The 24477-nt window shown below is 74.3% G+C and carries 20 protein-coding genes and 2 pseudogenes; 15 read left to right on the top strand and 7 right to left on the bottom strand.

The window, feature by feature from the left end; translation table 11 throughout:
* Positions 1-2: 2 nt before the first annotated feature.
* The gene (locus tag ACFVU3_RS05300) at positions 3-677 is read right to left on the bottom strand and encodes a GntR family transcriptional regulator (protein WP_390063841.1); all 675 of its coding nucleotides are present in this window, start codon (positions 675-677) and stop codon (positions 3-5) included.
* Between the two features lie 311 nt (positions 678-988).
* Here ACFVU3_RS05300 and yicI point away from each other — a divergent pair, with 311 nt between their 5' ends.
* Positions 989-3244, top strand: a complete 2256-nt coding sequence (gene yicI / locus ACFVU3_RS05295) for an alpha-xylosidase (protein WP_390063840.1) — start codon at positions 989-991, stop codon at positions 3242-3244.
* 428 nt (positions 3245-3672) lie between these two features.
* On the opposite strand, the pseudogene ACFVU3_RS05290 reads toward yicI, so the two are convergent.
* Positions 3673-3822, bottom strand: a pseudogene (locus ACFVU3_RS05290) (ClpX C4-type zinc finger protein); the annotation flags it as partial.
* 123 nt (positions 3823-3945) lie between these two features.
* On the opposite strand from ACFVU3_RS05290, the gene ACFVU3_RS05285 reads away from it, so the two are divergent.
* Positions 3946-4461: a VOC family protein gene (locus ACFVU3_RS05285; RefSeq protein WP_390063839.1), complete on the top strand. Its 516-nt coding sequence runs from the start codon at positions 3946-3948 to the stop codon at positions 4459-4461.
* Between the two features lie 105 nt (positions 4462-4566).
* Positions 4567-4956: a hypothetical protein gene (locus ACFVU3_RS05280; RefSeq protein ID WP_390063838.1), complete on the top strand. Its 390-nt coding sequence runs from the start codon at positions 4567-4569 to the stop codon at positions 4954-4956.
* 37 nt (positions 4957-4993) lie between these two features.
* Here ACFVU3_RS05280 and ACFVU3_RS05275 read toward each other — a convergent pair whose 3' ends face one another.
* The gene (locus ACFVU3_RS05275; protein WP_390063836.1) at positions 4994-5452 is read right to left on the bottom strand and encodes a hypothetical protein; all 459 of its coding nucleotides are present in this window, start codon (positions 5450-5452) and stop codon (positions 4994-4996) included.
* A gap of 160 nt (positions 5453-5612) precedes the next feature.
* Between ACFVU3_RS05275 and ACFVU3_RS05270 the strand changes: the two genes are divergently transcribed.
* From ACFVU3_RS05270 to ACFVU3_RS05255, 4 genes and pseudogenes are all read left to right on the top strand, one after another.
* Positions 5613-6392, top strand: coding sequence for a helix-turn-helix transcriptional regulator (locus ACFVU3_RS05270; protein ID WP_390063835.1), 780 nt, complete (start codon positions 5613-5615; stop codon positions 6390-6392).
* On the top strand, positions 6389-6583 hold the full coding sequence (locus ACFVU3_RS05265; RefSeq protein WP_390063834.1) for a DUF397 domain-containing protein: 195 nt from the start codon (positions 6389-6391) through the stop codon (positions 6581-6583). The genes ACFVU3_RS05270 and ACFVU3_RS05265 overlap by 4 nt, the downstream gene beginning before the upstream one ends.
* Positions 6580-7044, top strand: coding sequence for a pyridoxamine 5'-phosphate oxidase family protein (locus ACFVU3_RS05260; RefSeq protein ID WP_390063832.1), 465 nt, complete (start codon positions 6580-6582; stop codon positions 7042-7044). The genes ACFVU3_RS05265 and ACFVU3_RS05260 overlap by 4 nt, the downstream gene beginning before the upstream one ends.
* Positions 7045-7530: 486 nt before the next feature.
* Positions 7531-8676: pseudogene (locus ACFVU3_RS05255) on the top strand (Cmx/CmrA family chloramphenicol efflux MFS transporter); the annotation flags it as partial.
* Here the strand turns inward: ACFVU3_RS05255 and ACFVU3_RS05250 are convergent.
* Both ACFVU3_RS05250 and ACFVU3_RS05245 read right to left on the bottom strand, forming a co-directional pair.
* Positions 8636-9109, bottom strand: a complete 474-nt coding sequence (locus ACFVU3_RS05250; protein WP_390063830.1) for a hypothetical protein — start codon at positions 9107-9109, stop codon at positions 8636-8638. The pseudogene ACFVU3_RS05255 and the gene ACFVU3_RS05250 overlap by 41 nt on opposite strands.
* A 243-nt stretch (positions 9110-9352) precedes the next feature.
* The gene (locus ACFVU3_RS05245; RefSeq protein ID WP_390063828.1) at positions 9353-12235 is read right to left on the bottom strand and encodes a glycoside hydrolase family 3 C-terminal domain-containing protein; all 2883 of its coding nucleotides are present in this window, start codon (positions 12233-12235) and stop codon (positions 9353-9355) included.
* Between the two features lie 383 nt (positions 12236-12618).
* Here ACFVU3_RS05245 and ACFVU3_RS05240 point away from each other — a divergent pair, with 383 nt between their 5' ends.
* From ACFVU3_RS05240 to ACFVU3_RS05220, 5 genes are all read left to right on the top strand, one after another.
* A complete protein-coding gene (locus tag ACFVU3_RS05240; RefSeq protein WP_390063827.1) occupies positions 12619-14319 on the top strand; it encodes an extracellular solute-binding protein in 1701 nt (566 codons plus the stop codon).
* A gap of 1 nt (position 14320) precedes the next feature.
* Complete coding sequence (locus tag ACFVU3_RS05235) at positions 14321-15280, top strand: ABC transporter permease (protein ID WP_390063825.1); 960 nt, start codon at positions 14321-14323, stop codon at positions 15278-15280.
* On the top strand, positions 15277-16239 hold the full coding sequence (locus ACFVU3_RS05230) for a carbohydrate ABC transporter permease (protein WP_390063823.1): 963 nt from the start codon (positions 15277-15279) through the stop codon (positions 16237-16239). The genes ACFVU3_RS05235 and ACFVU3_RS05230 overlap by 4 nt, the downstream gene beginning before the upstream one ends.
* Positions 16240-16303: 64 nt before the next feature.
* Positions 16304-18310 carry a beta-galactosidase gene (locus tag ACFVU3_RS05225; RefSeq protein WP_390063822.1) on the top strand — a complete coding sequence of 669 codons (2007 nt, stop codon included), beginning with the start codon at positions 16304-16306 and terminating at the stop codon, positions 18308-18310.
* Entirely contained in the window at positions 18307-20592 is a 2286-nt protein-coding gene (locus ACFVU3_RS05220) for a glycoside hydrolase N-terminal domain-containing protein (protein ID WP_390063821.1), read from the top strand. Before ACFVU3_RS05225 ends, ACFVU3_RS05220 begins: the two co-directional genes overlap by 4 nt.
* Here ACFVU3_RS05220 and ACFVU3_RS05215 read toward each other — a convergent pair.
* Positions 20528-21568 (bottom strand): LacI family DNA-binding transcriptional regulator, encoded by a 1041-nt coding sequence (locus ACFVU3_RS05215; RefSeq protein WP_390063819.1) that lies wholly within the window; start codon positions 21566-21568, stop codon positions 20528-20530. The two genes, ACFVU3_RS05220 and ACFVU3_RS05215, sit on opposite strands and share 65 nt — an antisense overlap.
* A gap of 266 nt (positions 21569-21834) precedes the next feature.
* Between ACFVU3_RS05215 and ACFVU3_RS05210 the strand changes: the two genes are divergently transcribed.
* Positions 21835-22137 carry a putative quinol monooxygenase gene (locus tag ACFVU3_RS05210; RefSeq protein ID WP_390063818.1) on the top strand — a complete coding sequence of 101 codons (303 nt, stop codon included), beginning with the start codon at positions 21835-21837 and terminating at the stop codon, positions 22135-22137.
* Between the two features lie 12 nt (positions 22138-22149).
* Here ACFVU3_RS05210 and ACFVU3_RS05205 read toward each other — a convergent pair whose 3' ends face one another.
* Positions 22150-23040 (bottom strand): NAD(P)-dependent oxidoreductase, encoded by an 891-nt coding sequence (locus ACFVU3_RS05205; RefSeq protein WP_390063817.1) that lies wholly within the window; start codon positions 23038-23040, stop codon positions 22150-22152.
* 147 nt (positions 23041-23187) lie between these two features.
* Here ACFVU3_RS05205 and ACFVU3_RS05200 point away from each other — a divergent pair, with 147 nt between their 5' ends.
* Together ACFVU3_RS05200 and ACFVU3_RS05195 are read left to right on the top strand one after the other, a co-directional pair.
* Entirely contained in the window at positions 23188-23517 is a 330-nt protein-coding gene (locus ACFVU3_RS05200; RefSeq protein WP_390063815.1) for a winged helix-turn-helix transcriptional regulator, read from the top strand.
* Between the two features lie 167 nt (positions 23518-23684).
* A complete protein-coding gene (locus ACFVU3_RS05195; protein ID WP_390063813.1) occupies positions 23685-24458 on the top strand; it encodes an IclR family transcriptional regulator in 774 nt (257 codons plus the stop codon).
* The last annotated feature ends 19 nt before the right edge of the window (positions 24459-24477 follow it).

Here is a 24477-nt window from a genome sequence, read left to right as displayed (position 1 = left end):
TGTCACTCGCTGTCCAGAGGGGAGGAGCCCGCGGGCTCCAGGGGGTTCGCGGGGAAGGCGCGCTCCACGAACGAGGCGATGTGCGCGTGCACCGCGCGGCGCGCCCCGTCGGCGTCGCCCGCGGCGGCGAGCCGCAGGATCTCCTCGTGCTCGGCCGCCTCGCGGTCCCAGGACGGGACGGCGGCCCAGGCGACGGTGGAGACGAGCGCGGCCTGGTCGCGCACCTCGTCGAGCATCCGCCCGAGCAGCGGGTTGCCGCAGGGGAGGTAGAGCGCGCGGTGGAACGCCCGGTTGGCGAGAGAGCGTTCGGCCGGGTCCTCGGCGCCGGCGGCGCGGGCGAGCGCCTCGCGTGCGGCGTCGAGCGGGGCGCCGGAGGCGACCGCGCGGCGGACCGCCTCCGGTTCCAGGAGCAGCCGGACGTCGTACACGGCCCGGGCCATGTCGGCGTCCACCATCCGCACCGTGACGCCCTTGTACTGGCTCATCACCACGAGTCCGCTGCCCGCGAGGGTTTTCAGCGCCTCGCGCACCGGGGTCTTGGAGACCCCGAAGCGCGCGGCGAGTTCGGCCTCCACGAGCGCCTGCCCGGGTCTGAGCCCCCCGGTGAGGATGTCGTGCTTGATCGCCTCCAGGACGTACTGGGTCCGGGAGGGGATGGGGCTGGGGGCGAAGGCCATGGAGCACTCTCAGATCTCGTGTATGGCGTCTGGTGTATCGCGTCTCATATATGACGTACGAAGTGCAACGGGCATGAAGTTAAGGGGACGTTGTTGTTTCGTCAATGCTTCGCGCAGCCGCGGAGAAAGCGTTTTCTATCCGTCACCTCCGGCCAGGCCGCGCTCCACCCGCCCGGTGGCCGAAAGGGGCTGGTCCCGGGTTTTGTTTTCTGGGATAACTATTGGGGGCTCGGTGACGCAGCCCTCCGGGGCCGCCGCAGCCGCCCCCGGCCCCGGCGCGGCCCCCTCCCCACCCCACCCCAAGGACCCGCATGAAGTTCACCGACGGCTTCTGGCTGATGCGCGAGGGCGTCCACGCCTCGTACGCCACCGAAGTCCGCGACCTGCGCGTGGCCCCCGGCCGCTTCACCGCGCACGCCTCCGTCAAGCGGGTCCGCACCCGCGGCGACACCCTGAACTCCGCGCTGCTGACGGTGGAGTGCCACGCGCCCGCCGAGGGGGTGATCGGCGTCCGGATCACCCACCACGCGGGCAAGGCCCGGCGCGGCCCCGACTTCGCCCTCGCCGCCCCCGACCCGGAGGCCGGCACGGTCCACGACGACGGCACGGCCGTCGAGCTCACCTCCGGGCCGCTCCGCCTCCGCCTCGACCGCGCGCGCCCCTGGTCCCTGGAGTTCCTCGACGCCGGCGGGCGCCCCCTGACCACCTCCGGCCGCAAGGGCACCGCCTTCGTCACCACCCCCGACGGCGGCCACCACATGGCCGTCCAGCTCTCCCTCGGCGTCGGCGAGCAGGTCTACGGGCTCGGCGAGCGCTTCACGCCTTTCGTCAAGAACGGCCAGACCGTCGACGTCTGGCAGGCCGACGGCGGCACCAGCAGCGAACAGGCGTACAAGAACGTCCCGTTCTACCTCTCCTCGCGCGGCTACGGCGTCTTCGTCGACCACCCCGGCCGCGTCTCCTTCGAGGTCGGCTCCGAGGCCGTCGGCCAGGTCCAGTTCAGCGTCGAGGACCAGACGCTGGAGTACTACCTCGTCGCCGGCCCCACCCCCAAGGACGTCCTGCGCCGCTACACCGCCCTCACCGGCCGCCCCGCCCTGCCCCCGCCGTGGTCCTTCGGCCTCTGGCTCAGCACCTCCTTCACCACCCCCTACGACGAGGCGACCGTCACCTCCTTCGTCGACGGCATGGCCGCCCGGGGCATCCCGCTCTCCGTCTTCCACTTCGACTGCTTCTGGATGCGCGAGTACCAGTGGTCCGACTTCCGCTGGGACCCGGAGACCTTCCCCGACCCCGACGGCATGCTCGCCCGCCTCAAGGCCCGCGGCCTGCGTGTCGGCCTCTGGATCAACCCGTACATCGCCCAGAAGTCCGCCCTCTTCGACGAGGCCGCAGCCGCCGGACACCTGGTCGCACGCCCGAACGGCGACATCTGGCAGTGGGACCTCTGGCAGCCCGGCATGGCCCTCGTCGACTTCACCAGCCCGTCGGCCCGCGGCTGGTTCCAGGACAAGCTGCGCCCCCTGCTCGACCAGGGCGTCGACTGCTTCAAGACCGACTTCGGCGAACGCATCCCCACCGACGTGGCCTGGCACGACGGCTCCGACCCCGAGCGGATGCACAACCACTACACCCACCTCTACAACCGCACCGTCTTCGAACTCCTGGAGAAGGAGCGCGGCCCCGGCGAGGCCGTCCTCTTCGCCCGGTCGGCGACCGCCGGCGGCCAGCAGTTCCCCGTCCACTGGGGCGGCGACTGCTGGGCCTCCTTCGAGGCCATGGCCGAGTCGCTGCGCGGCGGACTCTCGCTCTCCCTCAGCGGGTTCGGCTTCTGGAGCCACGACATCGGCGGCTTCGAGGGCACCCCCGAACCGGAGGTCTTCACCCGCTGGCTCGCCTTCGGCCTGCTCTCCTCGCACAGCCGGCTGCACGGCAGCGACTCGTACCGGGTGCCCTGGGAGTTCGGCGACGAGGCCGTCGGGGTGGCCCGCCGCTTCACCCGGCTCAAGCACCGCCTCATGCCCTACCTGTACGCGGCCGCCGCCGAGGCCCACACGACCGGCGTCCCCGTGATGCGCCCCATGCTCCTCGAATTCCCCGGCGACCCCGCCTGCCGCACCCTCGACCGCCAGTACATGCTCGGCCCCGACCTCCTCGTCGCCCCCGTCATGGAGGCCGGCGGCGAGGTCGAGGTGTACGTCCCCGAGGGCGCCTGGACCCACCTCCTCACCGGCGAGACCGTCCACGGCCCCGCCTGGCGCCGCGAGACCCACGCCCTCGACAGCCTCCCCCTGTACGTCCGCCCCGGCGCCGTCCTGCCGCTGGCCGCGCCCTCGGACCGCCCGGACGGGACGTGGCCCGACGGCCTCACCCTGCTGGTCGCCCCCGGCGCCGCGCCCGGCACGACGACCACCGTCACGGTGCCGGACCACCGGGGCGACCCGGCGGCCGAGTACGCCGTCACCCACGGCGGCACGGGTCCGACGGCCACGGCCGCGGGGACGGAACTGCCCTTCACGGTGCGGACGCTGGGCCCGGGAGGGGTGGGGGACGACCCCACCGGCTGAGGCGGGGGCGTGGCGGGCGCGAGGGAGGGGGCGGTGCCCTCCTCCGGCCCTCCTCCGGCCCTCCTCCGGCCCTCCTCCGGCCCTCCTCCGGCCCTCCTCCGGCCCTCCTCCGGCGACGGGCCCGGGCCGGGCCGGGGCCGGGGACAGGTCGGGCCCTGGGTGGTGGCGAGGCCGGGCCCGGGCGGTGGCCAAGGGGCCGGCTCCCGTCACTCCTCGCCGGAGAACCGCTCCCACGCCGACTGGCGGGTGATGCCGAGGGTCTCGCCGATCCGGCTCCAGGTCACACCCCGGCGCCGGAGTTCCTGCACCCACAGCCGCAGGTCGGCCTCGGCCCGCTCGATGTGCCGGGCGACGTGCGGGAGGCGGTGGAGGACGTCCTCGTCCGTCATGGCGGCCCAGATCCGCACGCGCTCCGCGTCGGGGGCCCCGAGCGACTCGGCGACGATCCGCTCCGCCAGGGCCACGCACTGGTCGCAGATGTACACGCCCGGGCCGGCGACCAGCTTGCCGACCTCGGCGGCGGGCTTCCCGCAGAACGAGCAGTGCGTGGGGCCGGCGGGCTGGGCGGTGGCTGCCATGGCCGTCCTTCCGGTCGAGCGTGTCAGGCTTCCCCTGACACGCTAGGCCGTCAGGGGAACCCTGACAACCTTCCCCGGCCCAGGAGGACAGGAACTGACCTGATGGCGCGCCAGCATGGGCCCATGAGCGACGACACCACTCCCGTCAGGCCCGTCCCCGAGGGCTACACCACCGTCACCCCCTGGATCATCGGCTCCGACACCGCCGGTCTCATCGACTACCTGGAGCGCGCCTTCGGCGCCGAGGACCTGGGGCGCTTCGTCATGGAGGACGGCACCGTCGGCCACGCCGAACTCCGCATCGGCGACGGCCGGATCATGGCCTTCGACAGCCCGCCCGGCTGGCCGCCGACGCCCGCTTTCGTCCGCCTGTACGTGGACGACGCGCGGGCCGTCCACCGGCGCGCGGTCGAGGCCGGCGGCACCTCGGTCACCGAGGTCACCCACCTCTTCTTCGGCGACCTCGTCGGCCGCGTCCGCGACCCCTTCGGCAACCTCTGGTGGATCCAGACCCACATCGAGGACGTCGGCGAGGAGGAGGCCGCCCGCCGCCTCACCGACCCCGTCTTCACCGAGGCGATGGAGTACGTCCAGTCGGCGCTGTACACCCCGGAAGGACCCGGCGACGGGACCCCGTGACGGACCCGGCGGAGGCCCGCCCCTTCCGCGATCACCCGCCGGAGTACCCTGCGACAGGGCTTCCAGGGGCCCTCGGGAACGGACGGATCTTCATCGGGGGGCCGCATGCGGCGCACACACGGAGCCGCCGCGCCGGTCGCCGCCCTGCTGGCGGCGGTGGCGGCGGTCGCGGTGACGGCAGGATGTTCCTCGTCCGGCGGCGGGGACGAGGAGCGGCGGACCGAACTGCGGCGGGACTACTGCCTGCGGCTGGGGGAGTGGCGGGCGGCGCGGAGCGCCGAAGGAGCGGGAACGCCGTCGTCACCGGCGTTCGAGAAGATCGAACCCGCCGCCCAGGGCGCCTTCCTCGCAGCGCGCCGGCTCCAGGACGAGAGCGCCGGGGCGGGCCGCGCCCTGAGCGAGGACACCTGGTCGGTCATCAGGATCGGTGACGCCGAGGCGGAGACCCGCGTCCTGCGGTACTGCGAGGACGCGGGCTTCGAGACGTTGGTCTGAGCCGCCTCCTTCGCATCGGATCGGGCCGCGGGCGGGGTCACGGGCGCTCCCGGGGGAGCGTCAGCTTCGGCTCGGTGTGCGGATGGTTGCGCATCTCGATCCGGAAGTCCGCGGCCCGGGAGTAGTCGTGCCGGCGGAGGCAGTTCCGCTCCCACACGGCCACGAGCTCGCACGTCGCACAGCCCGGCGCCGGCACGGCCGGCGGCACGGGGTGCTCGGGCAGCACCACCGCCGGCTCCGGGCAGCTCCGGTGCGCGGGCGCGGGCGCCGGGACCGGGGTCGTGAGCACGCGGATCAGCGCGGACTCCTCCTCGGTCGGCCGGCGCAACTCCGCCGGCCCGGCCGTCCAGACGGCGCCCCCGCCGGGCTGTTGCAGATGGACCGACTCCCCGTCCCAGGCGGTCACCTTCCCGAGGCGCGGCCGGCCCTCGGGGGTGTCTGCCGCCATGAACGTGCCGAGGGCGGGGACCGGGGTGGGGTGGTCGCGTTCGGGCATGGGGTTCCTCTCTGTAGCGGAGTCACTACCGGGAGCCATCAGCGTGACCTATATTCGGCAAGTCTTCAAATCTTCAACTGAGATGTGAGAGAGGAGAGTTGTGGTCAACCGGAAGGAGCTGGACCCGGACGCCGGGGTGACTGCGGCGTACGGTGCGCGTTTGCGCAGGCTGCGCGAGGAAAGGGGATGGAAGCAGGAGGACCTGGCGGAGCGGATCTCGTACTCGGGAAAACACGTCTCCGCCGTCGAGACCGCCCGCAGATCTCCAACTCTCGGATTCTCGCGAGAGATCGACTCGGCGCTCGGGCTGGCGGGGAAGGCCGAGGCGTTCGAGCGTGAGTGGCGGAGGACGCGGGACGGAGTACTGCTGGAGGGGTTTCCGGAGTACGTCCACTACGAGCGGCAGGCCGTGGAGATCCGCGTGTTCGACATCGGCGTCGTCCCGGGACTGCTCCAGACGACCGCGTATGCGGAGACGCTGGCCGCGTTCAATGTCGAGCGGGGGTCCGTGACGGCCGGCCAGGCCGCACAGCGCGTGGCCATTCTGCGTGAGCGTCAGCAGCTCCTGGAGCTGCGGCGCCCGCCCCTGTGCTTCGTGGTGATGGACGAGAGCTGCCTGCGCCAGATGGTCGGCGGCCCTGGAGTCATGGCGGCGCAGCTCGACTGGATCGTCCACCTGGCGGCCCGGCCGCACACCTACGTCCAGGTGGCCCCGTTCAGCCTGGGGGAGAGACGCCCGTCGCACATGCCCCTGACCCTCCTGACCCTGGCCGACCGGTCCCTGCTCGCCTACACCGAGGCGCAGGCCCGAGGGCACGTGGTGCGGGAAGGCGCGACCTTGTCGTACTTGAACGCGACCTACCATCGACTTGCCGCGGAGGCTCTCTCGCCCGCGGATTCACTGGTCATGATCAAGGCTCTGCGAAAGGACATGCTGTGACGGCCGAACCCCCTCGCTGGTTCTCTTCCTCCTACAGCGGCAACGGCGGCGCCGACTGCGTAGAGGTCGCCCACAACCTCGTCCCGACCCTCGGCCTCGTCCCGCTGCGGGACTCCAAGGTCCCCGCCGGCCCCGCTCTCGCCGTCTCCGCCGCCGCCTTCTCCGCCTTCATCGACGCGGTCAAGCGGTGACGGGCGCCGTCCCGCCGCGCGACCGGGCGCAGCGGATCAAGGACGTACGAGGCAGGCTGGAGCGCGAGACGGACCTCTGGGTCGCCTCCGCCGGGTCCGGCGGGCTGCCCTACCTCGTGCCGCTCTCCTTCTTCTGGGACGGGGCCGACGTCTGGCTCGTGACCCGGCTCTCCAACCCCACCGGCCGCAACCTTTCCGCCAACCCCCGTACCCGTCTCGCCCTCGGCGACACCAGGGACGTCGTCCTCCTCGACGGCGAGGTCACGACGTACACCCATGACGAGGTACCGGCGGAGGCCGCCGACGGTTTCCACGCCAAGACCGGCTGGAACGCTCGCCGTTCCGGTCCGGCCTACCGCTGGTTCCGGGTCCGCCCGACGGACCTCCAGGCATGGCACGAGGAGCCCGAGCTGCCGGGCCGGCACGTGATGACGGACGGGGAGTGGGCGGCCGAGGGCTGACGCTCCCGGGCGTAAACCCGGTGCGTGCGGGGGACGGGACCGTTAGCCTGCCGCGTATGGCGAGCCCCGAGGCATCCAGAGCGGGGGGCTTTCGGTCACGCGCCGTCAGCCCCTGAGCCTGCGCCCCCCGAGCCGGTGACTCCACCGATCCGCCGCGCGACCGCGCGGCCGGTCGCGTGTGCCCGCGTACGGGCGGGCGGGCCTCCGGGCCGGCGGCGGTGACGAGACGACGTCCACCGTCCTCGCCTCACCCCGGAGCCACCCGTGCCCCAGCCTTCCCCTCAGCCCCAGCCTTCCCCTCAGCCCCAGCCCGGGCACCAGCCCCAGCCCGTACCCCGGCCCCAGCCCGTACCCCAGCCCGGACCGCGGCCCCGGACCCGCCGCCGTGTCCTGCCGCGCCCGCTGTCGCCCCGGTCCGCACCGCACCGCGACGGCGGCCGCGACCGCGTCCCTCGCGGCGTCCGGTCCCGGCCGTCCCGCCGTCCGCTCCCGCTCGCCCTCCATCTGCTCGCCCTGGCCGTGTTCGCCATGGGCACCTCGGAGTTCATGCTCGCCGGTCTGCTGCCGGACCTCGCCCGCGACCTGGGGGTCGGGGTCGGCACCGCCGGGGCGCTGACCTCCGCGTTCGCGCTCGGCATGGTGGTCGGCGCGCCGCTCATGGCCGTGCTCGCGCGGGGGCGGTCCGGGCGGTCGGGGCTGCTCGTGTGCGTCCTGGTCTTCCTCGCCGCCCATGTCGCCGGCGCGGTGACGACCAGCTTCGCCGTCCTGCTCGTGAGCCGGGTCGCCGCCGCCCTCGCGAACGCGGGGTTCCTCGCCCTCGCCCTCACCACGGCCATCGCGATGGTCCCGGCGGACCGCACGGCGCGGGCGCTCGCCGTGCTGCTCGGCGGGACGACCGTCGCGACCGTCATCGGGGTGCCCGGGGGCGCGCTGCTCGGCGCCTTCGCCGGATGGCGCGCCGCGTTCTGGGCGGTCGCCGCGCTCTGTGTGCCCGCCGCGCTCGGCATCCTGCGGGGCGTGCCCGGCGGACGGTCCGAACGGAGCCCGCTGCGGGCCGAGTTCGGCGTTCTCCGATCGCCCCGGCTCGTCCGCGTCCTCGTCCTGGCCGCGCTGGTGAACGCCGCCACCTTCAGCGCCTTCACCTTCCTCGCCCCGGTCGTGACCGGCCCGGCCGGGCTCGGTGCGGCCTGGGTCTCCGTGGCCCTGGTGCTGTTCGGCGCGGGCTCCTTCGCCGGGGTCACGGCGGCCGGGCGGCTGGCCGACCGCCACGCCGCCGGGGTCCTCGCCGCCGGCGGGCCGCTGCTGCTCGCCGGCTGGGTCGCCCTCGCCGCCCTCGCCGACCGGCCGGCGGCCCTGCTGGGCCTGCTCGTCGTCCAGGGCGCCCTGGCGTTCGCCGTCGGGGGCACGCTGATCGCCCGGATCCTGTACGAGGCGGCCGGCGCGCCCGCGCTCGCGGGGGCGTACGCGACGGCCGCGCTCAACGTGGGTGCCGTGGCGGGGCCGCTGCTCGCCGCCACGGTCCTCGCGCGGCCGACGGGGCCGTTCCTGCTGAGCGCGGGGCTCGTCGCGACGGCGTCGGCCTACGCGGTCGTCAGCGGTAGTCGTCGGGGTGGTCCTGCATCCACGTGTTGACGAAGCCGCGGGTGTCGAGCAGCGCCGCCCTGTGCTTCTCCAGGTTCTCGAAGGAGCTGTCCCCGGCCAGTGCCCCGTTCAGCTCCCCGATCCTCCGGATCGGCTCGGGGAAGTGGCCGGGTCCCTTGGGGTCGTTCCTCATCGCCCCTTCCAGTTCCTGGAGTTCCTTGTTCACGCGGCCCAGGAAGGGGCCGCAGTCCTTGGCGCAGGAGTCGGAGAGCGTGGCCTGGAGGGTGGCGAAGGCGCCGCGGACGTCCTCGCCGGCGGAGGGCGCGTAGGCGGCGTTCGGGTACCGGGTCGCGCTCGCCCCGCCCGGCGCGTCCCCGCCCGGTGCCGGGCCGTCGGGTTCGGGGGTCGTGGTGCAGGAGACGGCCAGGGCCGCCAGTACCGCGACGGCCAGTGCGGTGCCTCGTCCGGACTTCTCGTGGATCATGCGGGTCCCCTCCCGGTGTCATGGACCGGGCGAGCCTATCCGGGCCCCTGCCCCGGGGTCCGGCGCCGAACGGCTTCCGGCTCCTGCCTCCGCCCCGGGGTCCGGCGCCGAACGGCTTCCGGCTCCGGCCTCCGCCCCGGGGTCCGGCGCCGAACGGCTTCCGGCTCCGGCCCCTGCCCCGGGGCCCGGTGCCGGAAGGCACCGGTGCCGGACCCCGGGGGTCCGCCGTGCTTCCCCGGTCCCTCAGCCGGAGAAGCCGACGTGCGCGAGGCGCACCGGCCCGCGCAGCTCGACGCGGAGGTCCGCCACGTCCCGGAGGTGGCAGGGCGCTCCCACGGTGGCGTGGTCGTACGGGCCGTCCGTGGGGCCCACCGCGACCCGGGCGGCCTCGGTCCCGTCCGCTCCCGCGAAGAACGTCACCTCGCCCGCGCCGGACGCCGTCACGGCCAGTTCCGTGACGCCGTCTCCGAAGTCGCACGCCCGGTAGAGGAGGGTGCCCGGCGCGTCCGGATCCGCCGGGGTCACCACGTCGCCCGCCTCCCGCGAGCGGTCGGCGATCACGGTGCCCGTCTGTTCGTCGTAGTCGGCCGCTTCCAGGCCCGCGTCCAGGACCGGGCGCGGGCCCGGGGCCACGCCCGCCAGCTCGACGCGGACGGTGTGGCGGACGTCGGCCGAGGACGGACCGGCCAGGAACTCGTAGGCGCCCGGCTCGACCGTCCAGCGCCCGTGCGCCACGTCCCAGTGGGCGAGCGCGGACAGCGGCACCGTGAAGGAGGGCGTCGCCGTCGCGCCCGGCGCCAGGTGGATCCGCTCGTGGGCGACGAGCGCGCGGTGCGGGCGCGGGACGGACGGGGCGACCGCGCGCGCGTACACCTGGACGACCTCGTCCGAGGCGACGGCGCCGGTGTTGGCGACCGTGCAGGAGAGCCGTACCTCCCGCGCGTCCGCGGTCGCCGTCAGCCCCTCGTAGCCGAAGCTCGTGTACGTCAGGCCGTGGCCGAAGGGGAAGAGCGGGGTCCGGTCGGAGTAGAGGTAGGTCTGCCGGCCGCCGATGACGTCGTAGTCGAAGAGGTCCGGCAGGTCGGCGTCGGAGCCGTACCAGGTCTGCGGCAGGCGTCCGGCGGGGGAGACGTCGCCGGCGAGGACGCGGGCGAGGGCGGTGCCGGCGGCCTGCCCGCCGTGCGCGGTCCACAGCAGCGCCGGCAGCCCGGCGGCCGCGTCCGGCACCGCGTACGGGTAGGAGGAGACGAGGACGAGGACCGTGCGCGGGTTCGCCGCGCGCGCGGCCCGCCACAGGCGGTCCTGCTGGGGCGGGAGCGCCAGCGTCGTGCGGTCCTCCGTCTCGCGGCCGTTGATGTGCGGGTCGTTCCCGGCGACCACGATCACCGTGCCGGCCCCGGCCGCGGCCCGGGCCACCGCGTCCTCGCCCCGCTCGACCGTCTCCACGGTGAGGATCCCGGCGGATCCGCGATCGGCGGCAACCTTCACGCCATCGGCGGCGACAGAGACGTAGCCCCCCGTCCCGAGGTGCCGAAGGAGGAGCCCGTCATGTCCGCCGCCGATGGATTCGAAGCGGAACGTCTCCTGGACGACCCAGCCGCCCGGCTCGTCCGCCGAGGCCCGCAGCAGGCCGTCGTCGGCCACCGACAGGTAGCGGCCGCCGGGGGCGCGCAGGGTCAGCACCCCGTCGCCCCAGTCGATCAGGTCGAGGACCGAGCCCTCGGTGTCTGCGGTGAGCGGCGGCAGGTCGGTGCGGCCGGCGAGCAGCGCCGGGTCGAGGGCGATCTCCGCCCCGCGCGCGGACTCCGCGTCCGTGGCGTCGGGGACGCGCAGGGCGCGCCCGTCGGCGGTCCGCAGCCGGATCCGGTCGACGCCCTCGGCGAAGTCCACCCGGTCCGCGCCGAACCGCTCCCGGATCCCGTCCAGCGGGGAGGAGCGGTGCAGCGGCGAGCCGCTGTACCAGTCCCGTTTGGCGGCGTCGGCGAGCAGCCCGACCACCGCGATCCGGCCCCCGTCCTCCGGCCCGGGCGGCGCCAGCGGGAGCAGCGGGGCGCCGTCCGCCGCCGGTGCGTTGCGCAGCAGGACGAGCGCCGCCTCCGCCGCCTCCCGGGCCAGCGCGCGGTGGTCCTCGGTGTCGTACGCGGTCTCCCGGGCGTACGGATCGAGCTCCGGGTCGAACTCGCCGAGCAGGAACCGCACGGTCAGCTGCCGGCGCGCCGCCCGGTCCACGTCCTCCTGCCCGATCAGGCCCCGCTCCAGGGCGCGCTCCAGCCGGCCCAGCATCACGGAGGCGTCCGTGCCGTGGTCGGTGAAGGAGTCGACGCCCGCGCGGAGCGCCGCCGCGACGGCCTCCTCGTGGGTGTCGAAGTACGCCTGCGAGCCCGCGAGGTTGCTCGGCGCGCCCGCGTCCGAGCAGACGAGCAGCTCCTGCCCGGTCCAGGCCCGCAGCTCGGACTCCAGGTACGGGGAGAGGTGGTTGGGGCGGCCGTTGACCAGGTTGTACGCGGGCATCACGCCGGCCACCGTGCCCGCCTCGACGGCGCCGCGGAAGGCCCGCAGGTCGTACTCGTGGAGCACGCGCGGGCGGACGGACGCGGAGGAGGTGTCGCGGGCCGTCTCGTTGTTGTGCGCGAGCCAGTGCTTGAGCACCGGCGCCGTGCGCCAGTACGCGGGATGGTCTCCGCGCAGGCCGCGGGTGAACGCGACGGCGATCGCGGAGGTGAGCGCCGGGTCCTCGGAGTAGCCCTCCTCGCCGCGGCCCCACAGCGGATGGCGCAGCAGGTTCACGGTGGGCGCCCACACGTTGAGGCCGACCCGGTCGTCCCTGGCGCGCATCACGCGCGCCTCGCGGGAGACGGCCTCGCCGACCCGGCGCACCAGCTCCGGGTGCCAGCTCGCGCCGAGGCCGACGGCCTGCGGGAAGACGGTGGCCGGGCCCATCCAGGCGACGCCGTGCAGTGCCTCCTGGCCGGTGCGGAAGGCGGCGAGGTCGAGGCGCTCGACGGCGGGGGCGAACTGGTGGAGCAGCGTGAGGCGTTCGGCGGGGGTGAGGCGGCCGAGGAGGTCGGCGACGCGGTCGCCGACGGGAAGGGCCGGGTCACGGAAGGGCGGCCGGTCTGCGGTCACGTACGAGTCCCTTGGACGGCGGTCACCGGACGGCGACCGGAGGTTTCGAAGCGCTTCGATGCTCAAGCCCTCCAGGATGGGTGTCAAGGTGCCGGACGCCGGTACTTCCCGCTTCGGTCACAGGAGTTGAAGGCATCCGGCCGTATCGGTCACCGCTTCGAGAAACTCCTGAACGACTCTTGCCGCGCCTGGGGGTGTCACTTAGCCTCGCAGCAACATCGAAGCGCTTCGACTCGCCGGTGCCGCTCTGCCGCGCCCGTCGCCGCGCCCCCGGGGCCCCGCCCCGCCCGCATCCCGCACCTTGCTCCATCTCCGTCACCGCAGCCGGCCGGCGCTCCCTCGGACGCCGTGTGTCCTGGCGCGTGCCATGAAGGGTTGACGCAATGACGCCGAACGCCGCCTCCACGGGCTCCCCGAGAACCGAACCGAGCCGGAGGGGCTTCCTCGCCACCGGCGCCGTCGCCGCCGTCGCGGTGGCCGGCGGAGCCCCGCTGCTCACCGCCTGCGGCGGCGATGGCGACACCGGCAAGAAGGACGGCACCACCAGCGGCAAGGACGCCGCCAGGATCCTCCCCGCCTTCGTGGCCACCAGCGTCGTCCCCGCCGACCTCCCCGCGCGGAACGGCTCCGCCGCCGGCTACACCCGCGCCGTCCCCAGCACCGAACTCAAGGCGTCCGTACCGGAGAAGCTCGGCAAGGGCGGCGCGCTGACCGTCATGGCACCCTTCTGGGGCACCCCGCCCGCCCCCGGCAACCCGTACTACAGGGCCATGGACGAGGCCGTCGGCGTCCAGGCCACCTGGCAGAACCAGGACGGCAACGTCTACGACCAGAAGCTCGGCGCCGTCCTCGCCTCCAGCACCGTCCCCGACCTCGTCGTCGTCCCCGGCTGGAACCTCGGCGGCAAGATCCCCGGAGCCGTCAGCGCCAAGTTCGAGGACCTGGGACCGTACCTCTCCGGCGACAAGGTCAAGGCGTACCCCAACCTCGCCGCCATCCCCACCGACGCCTGGCAGCGCGGCATCTTCGGCGGCAGGCTCCGCGGCCTGCCCATGCCCGCCTCGTACGTCACCAACATCGCGCCCTTCTACCGCAAGGACCTCTTCGATGCGAAGGGATGGCAACTCCCCAAGAGCGCCGATGAGTTCCTGGCCCTCGCCAAGGAGATCACCAGCGCGAAGGCGAAGGTGTGGGCCTGCGCCGACATGACCTGGACCGCCTACAACATGTTCGGCGTCCTCAACGGCGGCGACAAGGCGCTCGGCTGGCACCTCGTCGACGGCCGGCTGGTCAACCGCATCGAGACCCCCGAGTACCTCGAAGCCCTGGAGTGGACCCGCAAGCTCTTCGACGCCGGCGTCGTCCACCCCGACGAGAAGGCCCAGAACCAGGGCGACACCAGCGTCCGCTTCACCTCCGGCCAGTGCCTCGTCTACAACAACGACCTCGCCCACTGGTACGGCAAGACCGCCGAGATGGCCGCCCAGAACCCGGACTTCGCGATGGCCGCCATGGACATCCCGGGACACGACGGCGGCGACCCCGGACTCTGGGCCACCAACCCCGCCAACATCTGGTCCTTCGTCCGCAAGGGCGCCCCCAAGGAGGTCGTCGAGGACGCCCTCGCCATCGCCAACTTCACCGCCGCGCCCTACGGCACCAAGGAGCGCATGCTCACCGACTACGGCGTCGAGGGCGTCCACCACACGATCAAGGACGGCCTGCCGGTCAAGACCGACGCCGGCAACCAGGAGGTCAGCAGCTCCTGGATGTTCATCGCCAGCCCCGCCCCCTACATCGCCCACCCCGACCTGCCCGAGATCACCACGGCGCAGATCGGCTGGCAGCAGCGGATGGGCGCCTTCACCCGCAAGTCCTCCTTCTACGGCCTCACCGTCGCCGAACCCAGCCGGTGGACGGGGCTCATGAACGACTTCGAGCAACTGGAGAAGGACATCGTCCGCGGCCGGAAGAAGCTCTCCGACATGCAGCAGGCCGTCTCCGAGTGGAGGAGCAAGGGCGGCGACGAGCTCCGCGACTGGTACAAGAAGCTCCTCGACACCACCGGCTCCGCGGCGAGCTGACGTGAGCAGGCACGACACCACCGACCGCCGGCCGAGGGTCCCCCTCGGCCGGCGGCTCCGCCGCGACCGCACCCTCCTCCTGATGACGGTGCCCGCCCTCGTCCTCGTCCTCGTCTTCCACTACGTCCCCGTCCTCGGGAACGTCGTCGCCTTCCAGGAGTACGACCCCTACCTCTCCACCAACGGCGTCACCGCCGTCCTGGAGTCCCCCTGGGTCGGCCTCGCCCAGTTCGACCGGGTGCTGACCGACCCCTCCTTCTGGGACGCCGTCGAGAACACCCTGGTGTTCTTCGTCCTCCAGCTGCTGCTCTTCTTCCCCGTCCCCATCGCCCTCGCCCTGCTCGTGCACAGCCTGCTGCGGCCCCGCGTCCGCGCCTTCGTCCAGGCCGTGCTCTACCTGCCGCACTTCTTCTCCTGGGTCATCGTCATCACCGTCTTCCAGCAGGTCTTCGGAGGCGCGGGCATCATCGCCCAGACCCTGCGCGAGCACGGCCACGAGGGCTTCGACCTGATGACCGACCCCGGCGTCTTCAAGTTCCTCGTCACCGCCGAGGGCATCTGGAAGGACGCCGGCTGGGGCGTCATCGTCTTCCTCGCCGCGCTCGCCGCCGTCGACCAGTCCCTCTACGAGGCCGCCGCCATCGACGGCGCCGACCGGTGGCGCCGCATGTGGCACGTCACCCTCCCCGCGCTCCGGCCCGTCATCGCCCTGCTCCTCGTCCTCCGCGTCGGCGACGCCCTCACCGTCGGCTTCGAACAGCTGCTGCTCCAGCGCGACGCCGTCGGACCCGCCGCCGCCGAGGTCCTCGACACCTTCGTCTGGTGGACCGGTCTGCGCAGCCAGGACTTCAGCTACGCCGCCGCGGCCGGACTCGTCAAGGGCCTCGTCGGCCTCGTGCTCGTCCTCTCCGCGAACAAGGCCGCCCACCTCATGGGCGAACAGGGGGTGTACCGGAAATGACCCAGCGACTCCTCGAACGGCCCCTGTCGGCCGTCCGCCCGCCCCACCCGGAACGGCGCTCCCGGTGGGCGGCGCCCGCCCGCCCCGTCTGGGAGGAACCACCGACCCGCGCCGGCCTCACCGCCAAGGCCGGCCTCCTCGTCCTCGCCTGCCTGGCGGTCCTCTTCCCGCTCTGGATCGTCGTCGTCACCAGCCTCTCCTCCAAGCGGACCATCACCGAGACCGGCGGCCTCGTCGTCGTCCCCCGCGACCTCACCCTCATCGCCTACCGGGAGCTGCTGAGCGGCGGCCAGGTGACCCGGGCCGTCCTGGTCAGCCTCGGCGTCACCGTCGCCGGCACCCTCTTCTCGATGACGGTCTCGGTGCTCTGCGCCTACGGCCTCTCCCGGCCCGGCTCCTTCGGACACCGGATCATCCTCTTCACGCTGATGGGCACCATGTTCTTCGGCGCCGGCCTCATCCCCACCTACCTGCTGGTGCAGACCCTCGGCCTCACCGACACCTACCTGGCCCTGATCCTCCCCAGCGCCGTCAGCGTCTTCAACATCCTCGTCCTGCGCGCCTTCTTCATGGGCATCTCGCCCGAACTCACCGACAGCGCCCGCATCGACGGCGCCGGCGACCTGCGCATCCTGTGGACGATCGTGATGCCGCTCTCCCGCGCGGTGATCGCCGTCATCACCCTCTTCTACGCGGTCGGCTACTGGAGCGCCTGGTTCAACGCCTCCATCTACCTCAACGACCAGACCATGATGCCGCTCCAGAACGTCCTCATCCAGCTCGCCCAGAAACAGGAGATCCCCGTCGGACTCGGCCAGGCCGTCAAGGCGGGCGACCTCTCCGGGCTCGCCGTCCAGATGGCCGTCATGGTCCTCGCCCTGCTGCCCGTCGCCGCCCTCTCGCCCTTCGTCCAGAAGCACTTCAAGAAGGGCATGCTCACCGGCGCCGTCAAGGGCTGAGCCCCAGGGCCCGTCCGGCGCGAAGGGCCGGACGGGCCCTCCCCATCCCCCTCAGGAAGGCCCCATGCCCCGCCTCGACGACCTCACCCGGCCCCCCGGCCGTCCCGCCCGCCTCCTCTACGGCGGCGACTGGAACCCCGAACAGTGGCCGGAGGAGACCTGGGCCGAGGACCTGCGGCTCATGCGGCGGGCCGGGGTCACCACCGTCACCCTCGGCGTCTTCTCCTGGGCCCGGCTCGAACCCGAGCCGGGCGCCCGCGAGTTCGGCTGGCTCGACCGGCTCATGGACCTCACCCGCGCGCACGGGATCGACGTCGTCCTCGCCACCCCCACCGCCTCCCCGCCGCCCTGGCTCGGCCGCCGCCACCCCGAGACCCTGCCCCGGGACGAGGACGGCCGCACCGAATGGTGGGGCTCCCGCCAGCACTTCGCCCACTCCAGCGAGGCGTACCGCGCCCACGCCGCCGCCATCACCGAGGACCTCGCCGCCCGCTACGCCGGGCACCCCGCGCTCGTGATGTGGCACATCAACAACGAGTACTGCACCTACGACTGGGGCGACGAGGCCGCCCGCACCTTCCGCGGCTGGCTCCGCGACCGGTACGGCACCCTCGACGCCCTCAACACCACCTGGGGCACCGACTTCTGGAGCCAGCGGTACGCCTCCTGGGACGAGATCCTGCCGCCGCGCCGGGCCCACTACCTGCGCAACCCCTCCCACGTCCTCGACTTCCGCCGCTACACCTCCGACCTGCTCCTGGAGTGCTACCGCGCCGAACGCGACATCGTCCGCAAGCACACCCCGCACCTGCCGGTCACCACCAACTTCATGCCGTTCTGGTCCGGCCAGGACGGCTGGGCCTGGGCCGCCGAGGAGGACGTCGTCTCCGTCGACGTCTACCCCGACCCGGCCGACCCCCGCGCCGGCGCCCACGAGAACGCGTTCGTCGCCGACCTCACCCGCGCCGAGGCCGGCGGCCGACCCTGGATGGTCATGGAACAGGCCGCCGGCGCCGTCAACTGGCGAACCGTCAACCGCCCCAAACCCGAAGGGCTCAACCGGCTCTGGACCCTCCAGGCCGTCGCCCGGGGCGCCGACGCCGTCCACTTCTTCCAGTGGCGCCCCTCCCGCCAGGGCGCCGAGAAGTTCCACTCCGGCATGATCGGCCACAGCGGCGCCCGCGGCCGCGGCTACCGCGAGACCGTCCGCATCGGCGCCGACCTCGCCCGCCTCGGCCCCCGCGTCGCCGGCAGCCGCGTCCCCGGCCCCGGGATCGCCCTCCTCCACGACTGGCACTCCTGGTGGGCCGGGCGCCACGAGGGCGCCCTCTCCGGCCACCTCGACCAGGGCGACCTCGTCCGTACCTGGCACCGCGCCCTCTGGGAGGCCGGACTCCCCGTCACCCTCGCCCACCCCCACCACGACCTCGCCGCCCACCCCCTCGTCGTCCTCCCGCACCTCTACCTGCTCGACGACACGGCCGTCGCGAACCTGGAGCGGTACGTCGCCGGCGGCGGCCGGCTCGTCTGCGGCTTCTTCACCGGCGTCGCCGACCCGCACGACCGGATCCGCCCCGGCGGCATGGACGCCCGCCTCCGCGCCCTCCTCGGCATCGACCGGATCGACGAGTGGTGGCCCCTCGACCCCGACGGCCCCGACGCCCGCGCCGACTGCGGCACCTTCCGCGGCACCCTCTGGTCCGAGGAACTGGTCCCCGCCCCCGGCGCCGAGATCCTGGCCTCCTACCGGGGCGGCCCGCTCGACGGCCGCCCCGCCGTCCTCCGCCACGGCCGCACCCGCTACCTCTCCACCCTCCCCGAACCCCGCGCGCTCCGTACCCTCCTCGCCGAGGCCGCCCACGAGGCCGGGATCCACCCCGTCGTGACCGGACTCCCCGACGGCGTCGAGGCCGTCCGCCGCGGCGACCTCCTCTTCCTGCTCCACCACGGCCGCGACCCGGTCACCGTCCGCGTCCCCGGCCGCCACCGCGACCTGCTCACCGGCGCCACCGTCGACGACACCGTCACCCTCGACCGCTTCGGCGCCGCCGTCCTGGAGGAGCACCCATGACCGCACCCGCCCCCGAACCCCCGCGCACCCCCGTGCACGGCACGTGGGAACCCGCGCCCGCCACCCGCTGGGAGGACGCCTTCCCCGCCGGGAACGGCCGGCACGGGGCCCTGGTGTACGGCGACCCCGCGGACGACCGGGTGATCGTCACCCACCACACCCTCGTCCGCCCCCACCACCGTCCCGGCGACACCGACCCGCCCCGCCTCGCCGGCCGGCTCCCCGCCCTCCAGGACGCCCTCCTCGCCGGCGACCTCACGGCGGCCGAGACCTTCACCGACGGCCGCCCGCTCCGCTGGATCCAGCCCTTCCATCCCGGCTTCCTCACCCGCGTCCGCGGCGAGCCCCCGGCAGGCGGCGCAGGGACGCGGCGCGAGGCGGACTTCACCACCGGCGTCGTCACCGCCACCACGGGCGACCGCGTCAGCCGGGTCCTCGTCTCCCGCGCCGACGACGTCCTCGTCCAGTACGTGACGGAGCCCGGACCCCGCGTCCGCGTCGAGCTCGACCACCGCCTCGACGGCGTCCCGCCCGGCCTCACGGCCGGCCGCTCCGTCGCCACCGCCCACGGCGAGACCGTCCTCACCCTGCGCGCCGGCTACCCCGGCTCCACCCTCGGCTACACCGGCGTCACCCTCGCCGTCGCCGACACCGGCCGCACCACCCTCACCGACCGGGGCATCCGCGTCGAAGGCGCCCGCCGGCTGCTCCTGCTCACCCGGGTCCGCCGCCACGACGGCCCGTACGACCCCGCCGCGGAGACCGCCGCGCTCCGCGCCCTCGCCGGCGAGGACGGCCCCGCCGCCGCGTACGCCCGGCTCCTCGGCCGGCACACCGCGCTCCACCGCGCCGCCTACCGCCGGGTCGCCCTCGACCTCGCCGCCGACCCCGCCGACCGCGCCCTGCCCGGATCCGCGCTGCTCGCCCGCCCCGCCGGACCCGCCCTCCTCGAACGCCTCTTCGCCGCCGGCCGCCACCACCTGCTCTCCTCGGCCGGCCTGTACCCGCCGCGCCTCTGCGGCCTGTGGACCGGCGACTGGGACACCGCCTGGGCCGGCGGCTTCACCACCGACGCCAACCTCGCCCTCCAGACCGCCTCCGCCGTCGCCGCCGACCTGCCCGAGGTCACCGACGCCCACCGCGCCCTGATCCGGGGCCAGTCGGCCCACTGGCGGGACAACGCCCGGGCCGTCTTCGGCACCCGCGGCATCGTCGCCCCCGCCCACACCGACGGCGAGACCGGCCACACCTACCACTTCGACCGCGAATACCCCCTCCACCTCTGGACGGCCGCCGCCGACTGGCTCCTCCTCCCGCTCCTCGAAGCGGACGAGGCCGACGGCCGCCGCGATCCCTGGCTCACTGGACTCCTCGACGAACTCGCCGACTTCTACGAGGACTTCCTCACCCGCACCGACGCCGCGGGGCACCTCGTCGTCGTCCCCTCCTACTCGCCGGAGAACCGGCCGCGCGGCGGCAGCTGGGGCGCCGTCAACGCCACCATGGACCTCGCCGCCGCCCGCCACGCGCTCACCGCCGCGGCCGACCGCGCCCCCGCCGACCGCGCCACCCGGCTGCGTGCCCTCGCCGACCGCCTGCCGCCCCACCGCGTCAACGACGACGGCGCCCTCGCCGAATGGGCCTGGCCCGGCCTCGGCGACCGCTACGACCACCGGCACCTCAGCCACCTCTACCCCGTCTGGCCGCTCGACGAGATCACCCCGTACGACACCCCCGGCCTGGCCCGGGCCGCCGCCCGCGCCCTCGAACTGCGCGGCAGCGAGAACGACTCGGCCCACGGCCACCTCCACCAGGGCCTCATCGCCGCCCGGCTCGGCGACGCCGGCCGCACGGGCGAGGCCCTCCGGCGGGTCCTCGGCGGCGACTACTTCCACGCCTCCCTGATGAGCGCCCACTACCCGGAGCGCGACGTGTACAACGCCGACGCCGCCCACGCCCTGCCCGCCCTGCTCATCGAGGCGCTGGTCCGCTCCACCCCCGGGCGGCTCGTCCTGTTGCCCGCCCCGCCGCCCGGGCTCTGCGCCCGCGGCCGGCTCACCGGCGTCCGGACCCGCTTCGGCGCCCGGATCGACCTGAGCTGGGCGCCGGGGGAGTGGCGGGCCGTGCTCCGCCCCGACCGGGACGCCGACGTCGAGCTCCGCGCCCCCGGGGTGCGGCGGCGGCTGAGGCTGCGGGCGGGGGTGGAGCGCGCACTGGTCAGTCCGCGGGCCGGCGGGCGGGCGGCGGACCCGAACTCTCCCGGACCGTCAGCACCGGCGTGAGCAGCTCCACCCCGGTCGCTCCCGGACCGTCCGGGCCGTCCGGACCGGTCAGCCGGGCGAAGAGCCGCTCCACGGCCCGCCGGCCCAGCTCCTGCGCCGGGATCGCCACCGAGGTGAGCGGCACGGACGCACGCTCGGCCACTGCCTCCGGGCAGACCGCGACCACCGACACGTCCTCCGGGACCGCCCGGCCGGTCCGCCGCAGCAGGGCGAGGAGCGGCTCCACGGCCGTCTCGTTCTGCACCACGAAGGCGCTGACCGCCGGGCGTTCGTCGAGGATGCGGGCGAGCACCCCGGCGACCGCGTCGTGACTGCCGTCGCACGGCCGGTGCAGCAGTCCGACGCCCAGCCGGGCGGCCCGCTCACGCAGTCCGCCGAGGGTCCGCTCGGCGAAGCCGGTGTGCCGGGCGTACACCCCGGGCGAGCCGCCGACGACGGCGATCTCCCGGTGCCCGAGGCCGGCCAGGTGCTCCACGCAGAGCGCCCCGGCGGCGGCGAAGTCCAGGTCCACGCAGTTGAGTCCGGCCGGGTCGGCGGGGAGGCCGACGAGGACGGCCGGCGGCGCGGCCCCGCGCAGCAGCGGCAGCCGCCCGTCGTCGAGCTGGACGTCCATGAGGATCACGGCCTCGGCGAGCCCGCTGCCGGTGACCCGGCGCAGCGCGGACGGCCCCTCCTCGCCGGTGAGCAGCAGGACGTCGTAGCCGTGCGCCCGGGCCGTGGTGGCGACGGCGACGGCGATCTCCAGCATGACCGGCACGTACATGTCGGTGCGCAGCGGCACCATCAGCGCGATGATCCGCGACCGGCTGCTGGCGAGCGCGCGGGCCCCGGCGTGCGGCTGGTAGCCGAGCTCCTCGATGCTGTCCCGCACCCGTCGCCGGGTGAGGTCGGAGATGGGCCGCTTGCCGCTGAGGACATAGCTCACCGTGCTGGCCGACACTCCGGCGTGCCGGGCGACCTCGGCAAGCGTGACCATCCGATCTCCCCGCGCGCAGGACTGTGGTGAATCGCTTCGACGGAGGCGTCGAACGTGTGCGTCGACGGCTCAGCGAGACCGTAACGCGGGGGAGTTGACGTGTCCAGACTGGCGGCGGGGAAAGGTCGAAGCGCTTCGACTGAAGGGGCGTCCCCGATGTCGACCGAACGGTTCAGTCTTGACAGTGAACTGATCGGTGTAGTTCCTTCTGTCGCAGCGGTGGCGCGGGTGGCCCGGGCCGCCGGAGGGACGAGGGAGGCGGAGAGATGTTCGCGGTGGTGTACCGGTGGCGGTTGCGGCCCGGGCGGGAGCAGCAGCTCATGGACGGCTGGCACCGGGTGACCCTGGCCATCCGTCAGGAGTGCGGCAGCTACGGCTCCCGGCTCCACCGGGCGGACGACGGCACCTGGGTGTCGTACGCCCGCTGGCCGGACCGGGAGACACGGGAGAAGTGCGGCACCCCCGACCCGGAGGGCGAGGCGATGATGCGCGAGGCGATCGCGGAGTACTTCCCCGAGACCCGCCTCGCCCTCGTCGACGACCTGCTCGCCGAGCCGGAGGCCGGCTGACGGGCCGGCCGGTCAGGAGGGGCCGGCGGGCTTGCGCAGCAGCTCGGTGAGGGCGGCGATGCTGTCCTCGCCGTGACCGGCCTCGGCGGCCCGCCGCACCAGGTCGTGCATCGGCGCGAGCCAGCCGGAGTCCACCCCGGTCTCCTTCTCCAGCTCCGCGTCGTGGGCGGTGCCGGCGAGGAAGAGGTTCACGGAGGACTCGCCGGCGCCGTAGTCGCCCCGGTCGATCTCGTCGGCGAGCACCGGCAGCAGCTCCTTGGTCATGTCGAGCAGCCGGCCGGTGAAGCCCACCATGCTCGCGGCCGTCCGGCCGCGCGCCTGGAGGGCGGCTGCGCCCTGGAAGAAGCCGACGAGCGCGGGCAGCAGGGCCGCCCCCACCGCCATCTCGTACAGCGCCGCCAGATCGGGCTCCTCGCCCAGGTGGACCGTGTCCCCGCCCAGCGCCCGCAGCGCCGGCGCGTGCGTGTCGAACGCCGCCCGGTCGCCGGCGTAGGTGAGCAGGGTCCCGGGCGCGCCGACCGCCGACGGCACGTCGAGGATGGCCCCCGCCAGGAACCGCGCCCCGTGCCCGGACGCCCACAGGGCCGTGTCGCGGGCCCCGGCGGGCGACCCGCTGTTGAGGGTCACCAGGGTCCGGCCGGCGAGCTCGGCCCCGGCCGCGCCGAGGGCGTCCCGGGTGGCGTCGAAGGTGGTGAGGCAGGTGACGGCCAGCGGGCTCGCCGCCAGGGCCTCCGCCGGTGTCGCGGCGACCGTCGCGCCGCGCTCCGCGAGCGGCGCCGCCCGCTCCGGCGTCCGGTTCCAGACCGTCGTCGGGTGGCCGGCGGCGAGGAACGCCGCCGCGAGGGCGCTGCCCATCGATCCGAGGCCGATCACGGTGACGGGTGTGCGGTGCTGCTCGGACATGCCCAACTCCCTGGTGCGCGTGGTGGATCGGGGTGCGAAACGTGCTGTTCACGGCCCCGGTTCCATCGTGCGAGAGCCCGTACATTGGATCAAGTACCGACATTTCTGTCGGGTACACACACGGATGTATGCGGAGGCGCGGGCGGCATGGGCGGACGGAAGTACACCTGCGGACTGGACGCGGCCATCACGGTCATGGGAGGCAAGTGGAAAGGGCTCATCCTCTTCGAGCTGGGTGAACAGCCGCTGCGGTTCGGCGCGTTACGCCGCGCCGTGCCGGGGATCAGTGAGCGGATCCTGATCCTCCAGCTCAAGGAGATGGCGGCGAGCGGACTGGTCCACCGCGAGGTGCACGAACAGGTGCCGCCGAAGGTCGTCTACTCGCTCACCCCCTTCGGGCACTCGCTGAACGCCGCCCTCGCTCCGCTCGGCGCGTGGGGCGAGGAGAACCTGGAACGGATCGAGCGGCTGCCCTGAGCGGGGCCGGGCGGCCGCGCGGTCTCCCCCGGTCGAGGGGAGCGCGTCCACGCCGGGTCCGTTGCCCGGCACCCGGCACCCGGCTAGTCTCTGTCCGCGATTCCGGCCGTGGTGCGGCATGTCGAACAGCGCGGCACGACGGCCGGCGGGAAGGTGAGGCAGGGGCCATGGGGCGACTCGTACCCGCGGTGACCAGGGCACTCGACATCCTGGAGCTCTTCCTCCAGGGAGACGGAACGCTCTCCGCCCCCGAGATCACCCGCCGGCTCCAGCTGCCCCGCACCACCACCCACGAGCTGGTCTCCACGCTCGCGGCCCGCAACTACCTCGTCCCGGTGCCCGACCAGCCCGGCCGCTACCGGCTCGGGGTGCGCACCTACCAGCTCGGCAGCCGGTACGCCGAGCGGCTCGACCTCGCCGCCGAGGGCCGCGAGGTCGCCCGTGAGATCGCCGAGAGCTGCGGCGAGACCGTCCACGTCGCCCTCCTGGAGGACGCCGACGTCATCCGCGTCGCCACGGTGGACTCCACCCACGCGGTCCGCGTGGTGCCGGAGGCCGGCCGGCGGCTCCCCGCCCACTGCACGGCCGTCGGCAAGATGCTCCTCGCCATGCTCCCCGCCGACGCGCTCGGCGAACTCCTGGACGGGCGCGCGCTGGTGGCCATGACCCCGGAGAGCATCACCGACCCGGACGTGCTGCGCGCCGCCCTCGCCGAGATCGCCGTCCTCGGCGTCGCCGTCGAGCGGCGCGAGTCCCACCCGGACGTCTCCTGCGTCGCCGCGCCCGTCCGCGACCGCTCCGGCCGGGTCGTCGCCGCGCTCTCCGTCTCCGTGCCGGTCATCCGCTGGGACGAGGCCCGTGAGGACGAACTGACCGCCCTCGCCGTGCGCGGCGCCGGTGAGCTCTCCGCCCGCCTGGGCCACCGCGGCGCCGTCCGCTGACCCGCCGGCGCGCACGCCG

This window comes from Streptomyces sp. NPDC058052 (assembly GCF_042885515.1).
Taxonomy (GTDB): Bacteria; Actinomycetota; Actinomycetes; order Streptomycetales; family Streptomycetaceae; genus Streptomyces.
This window is presented reverse-complemented; position numbering and strand designations above follow the sequence as displayed.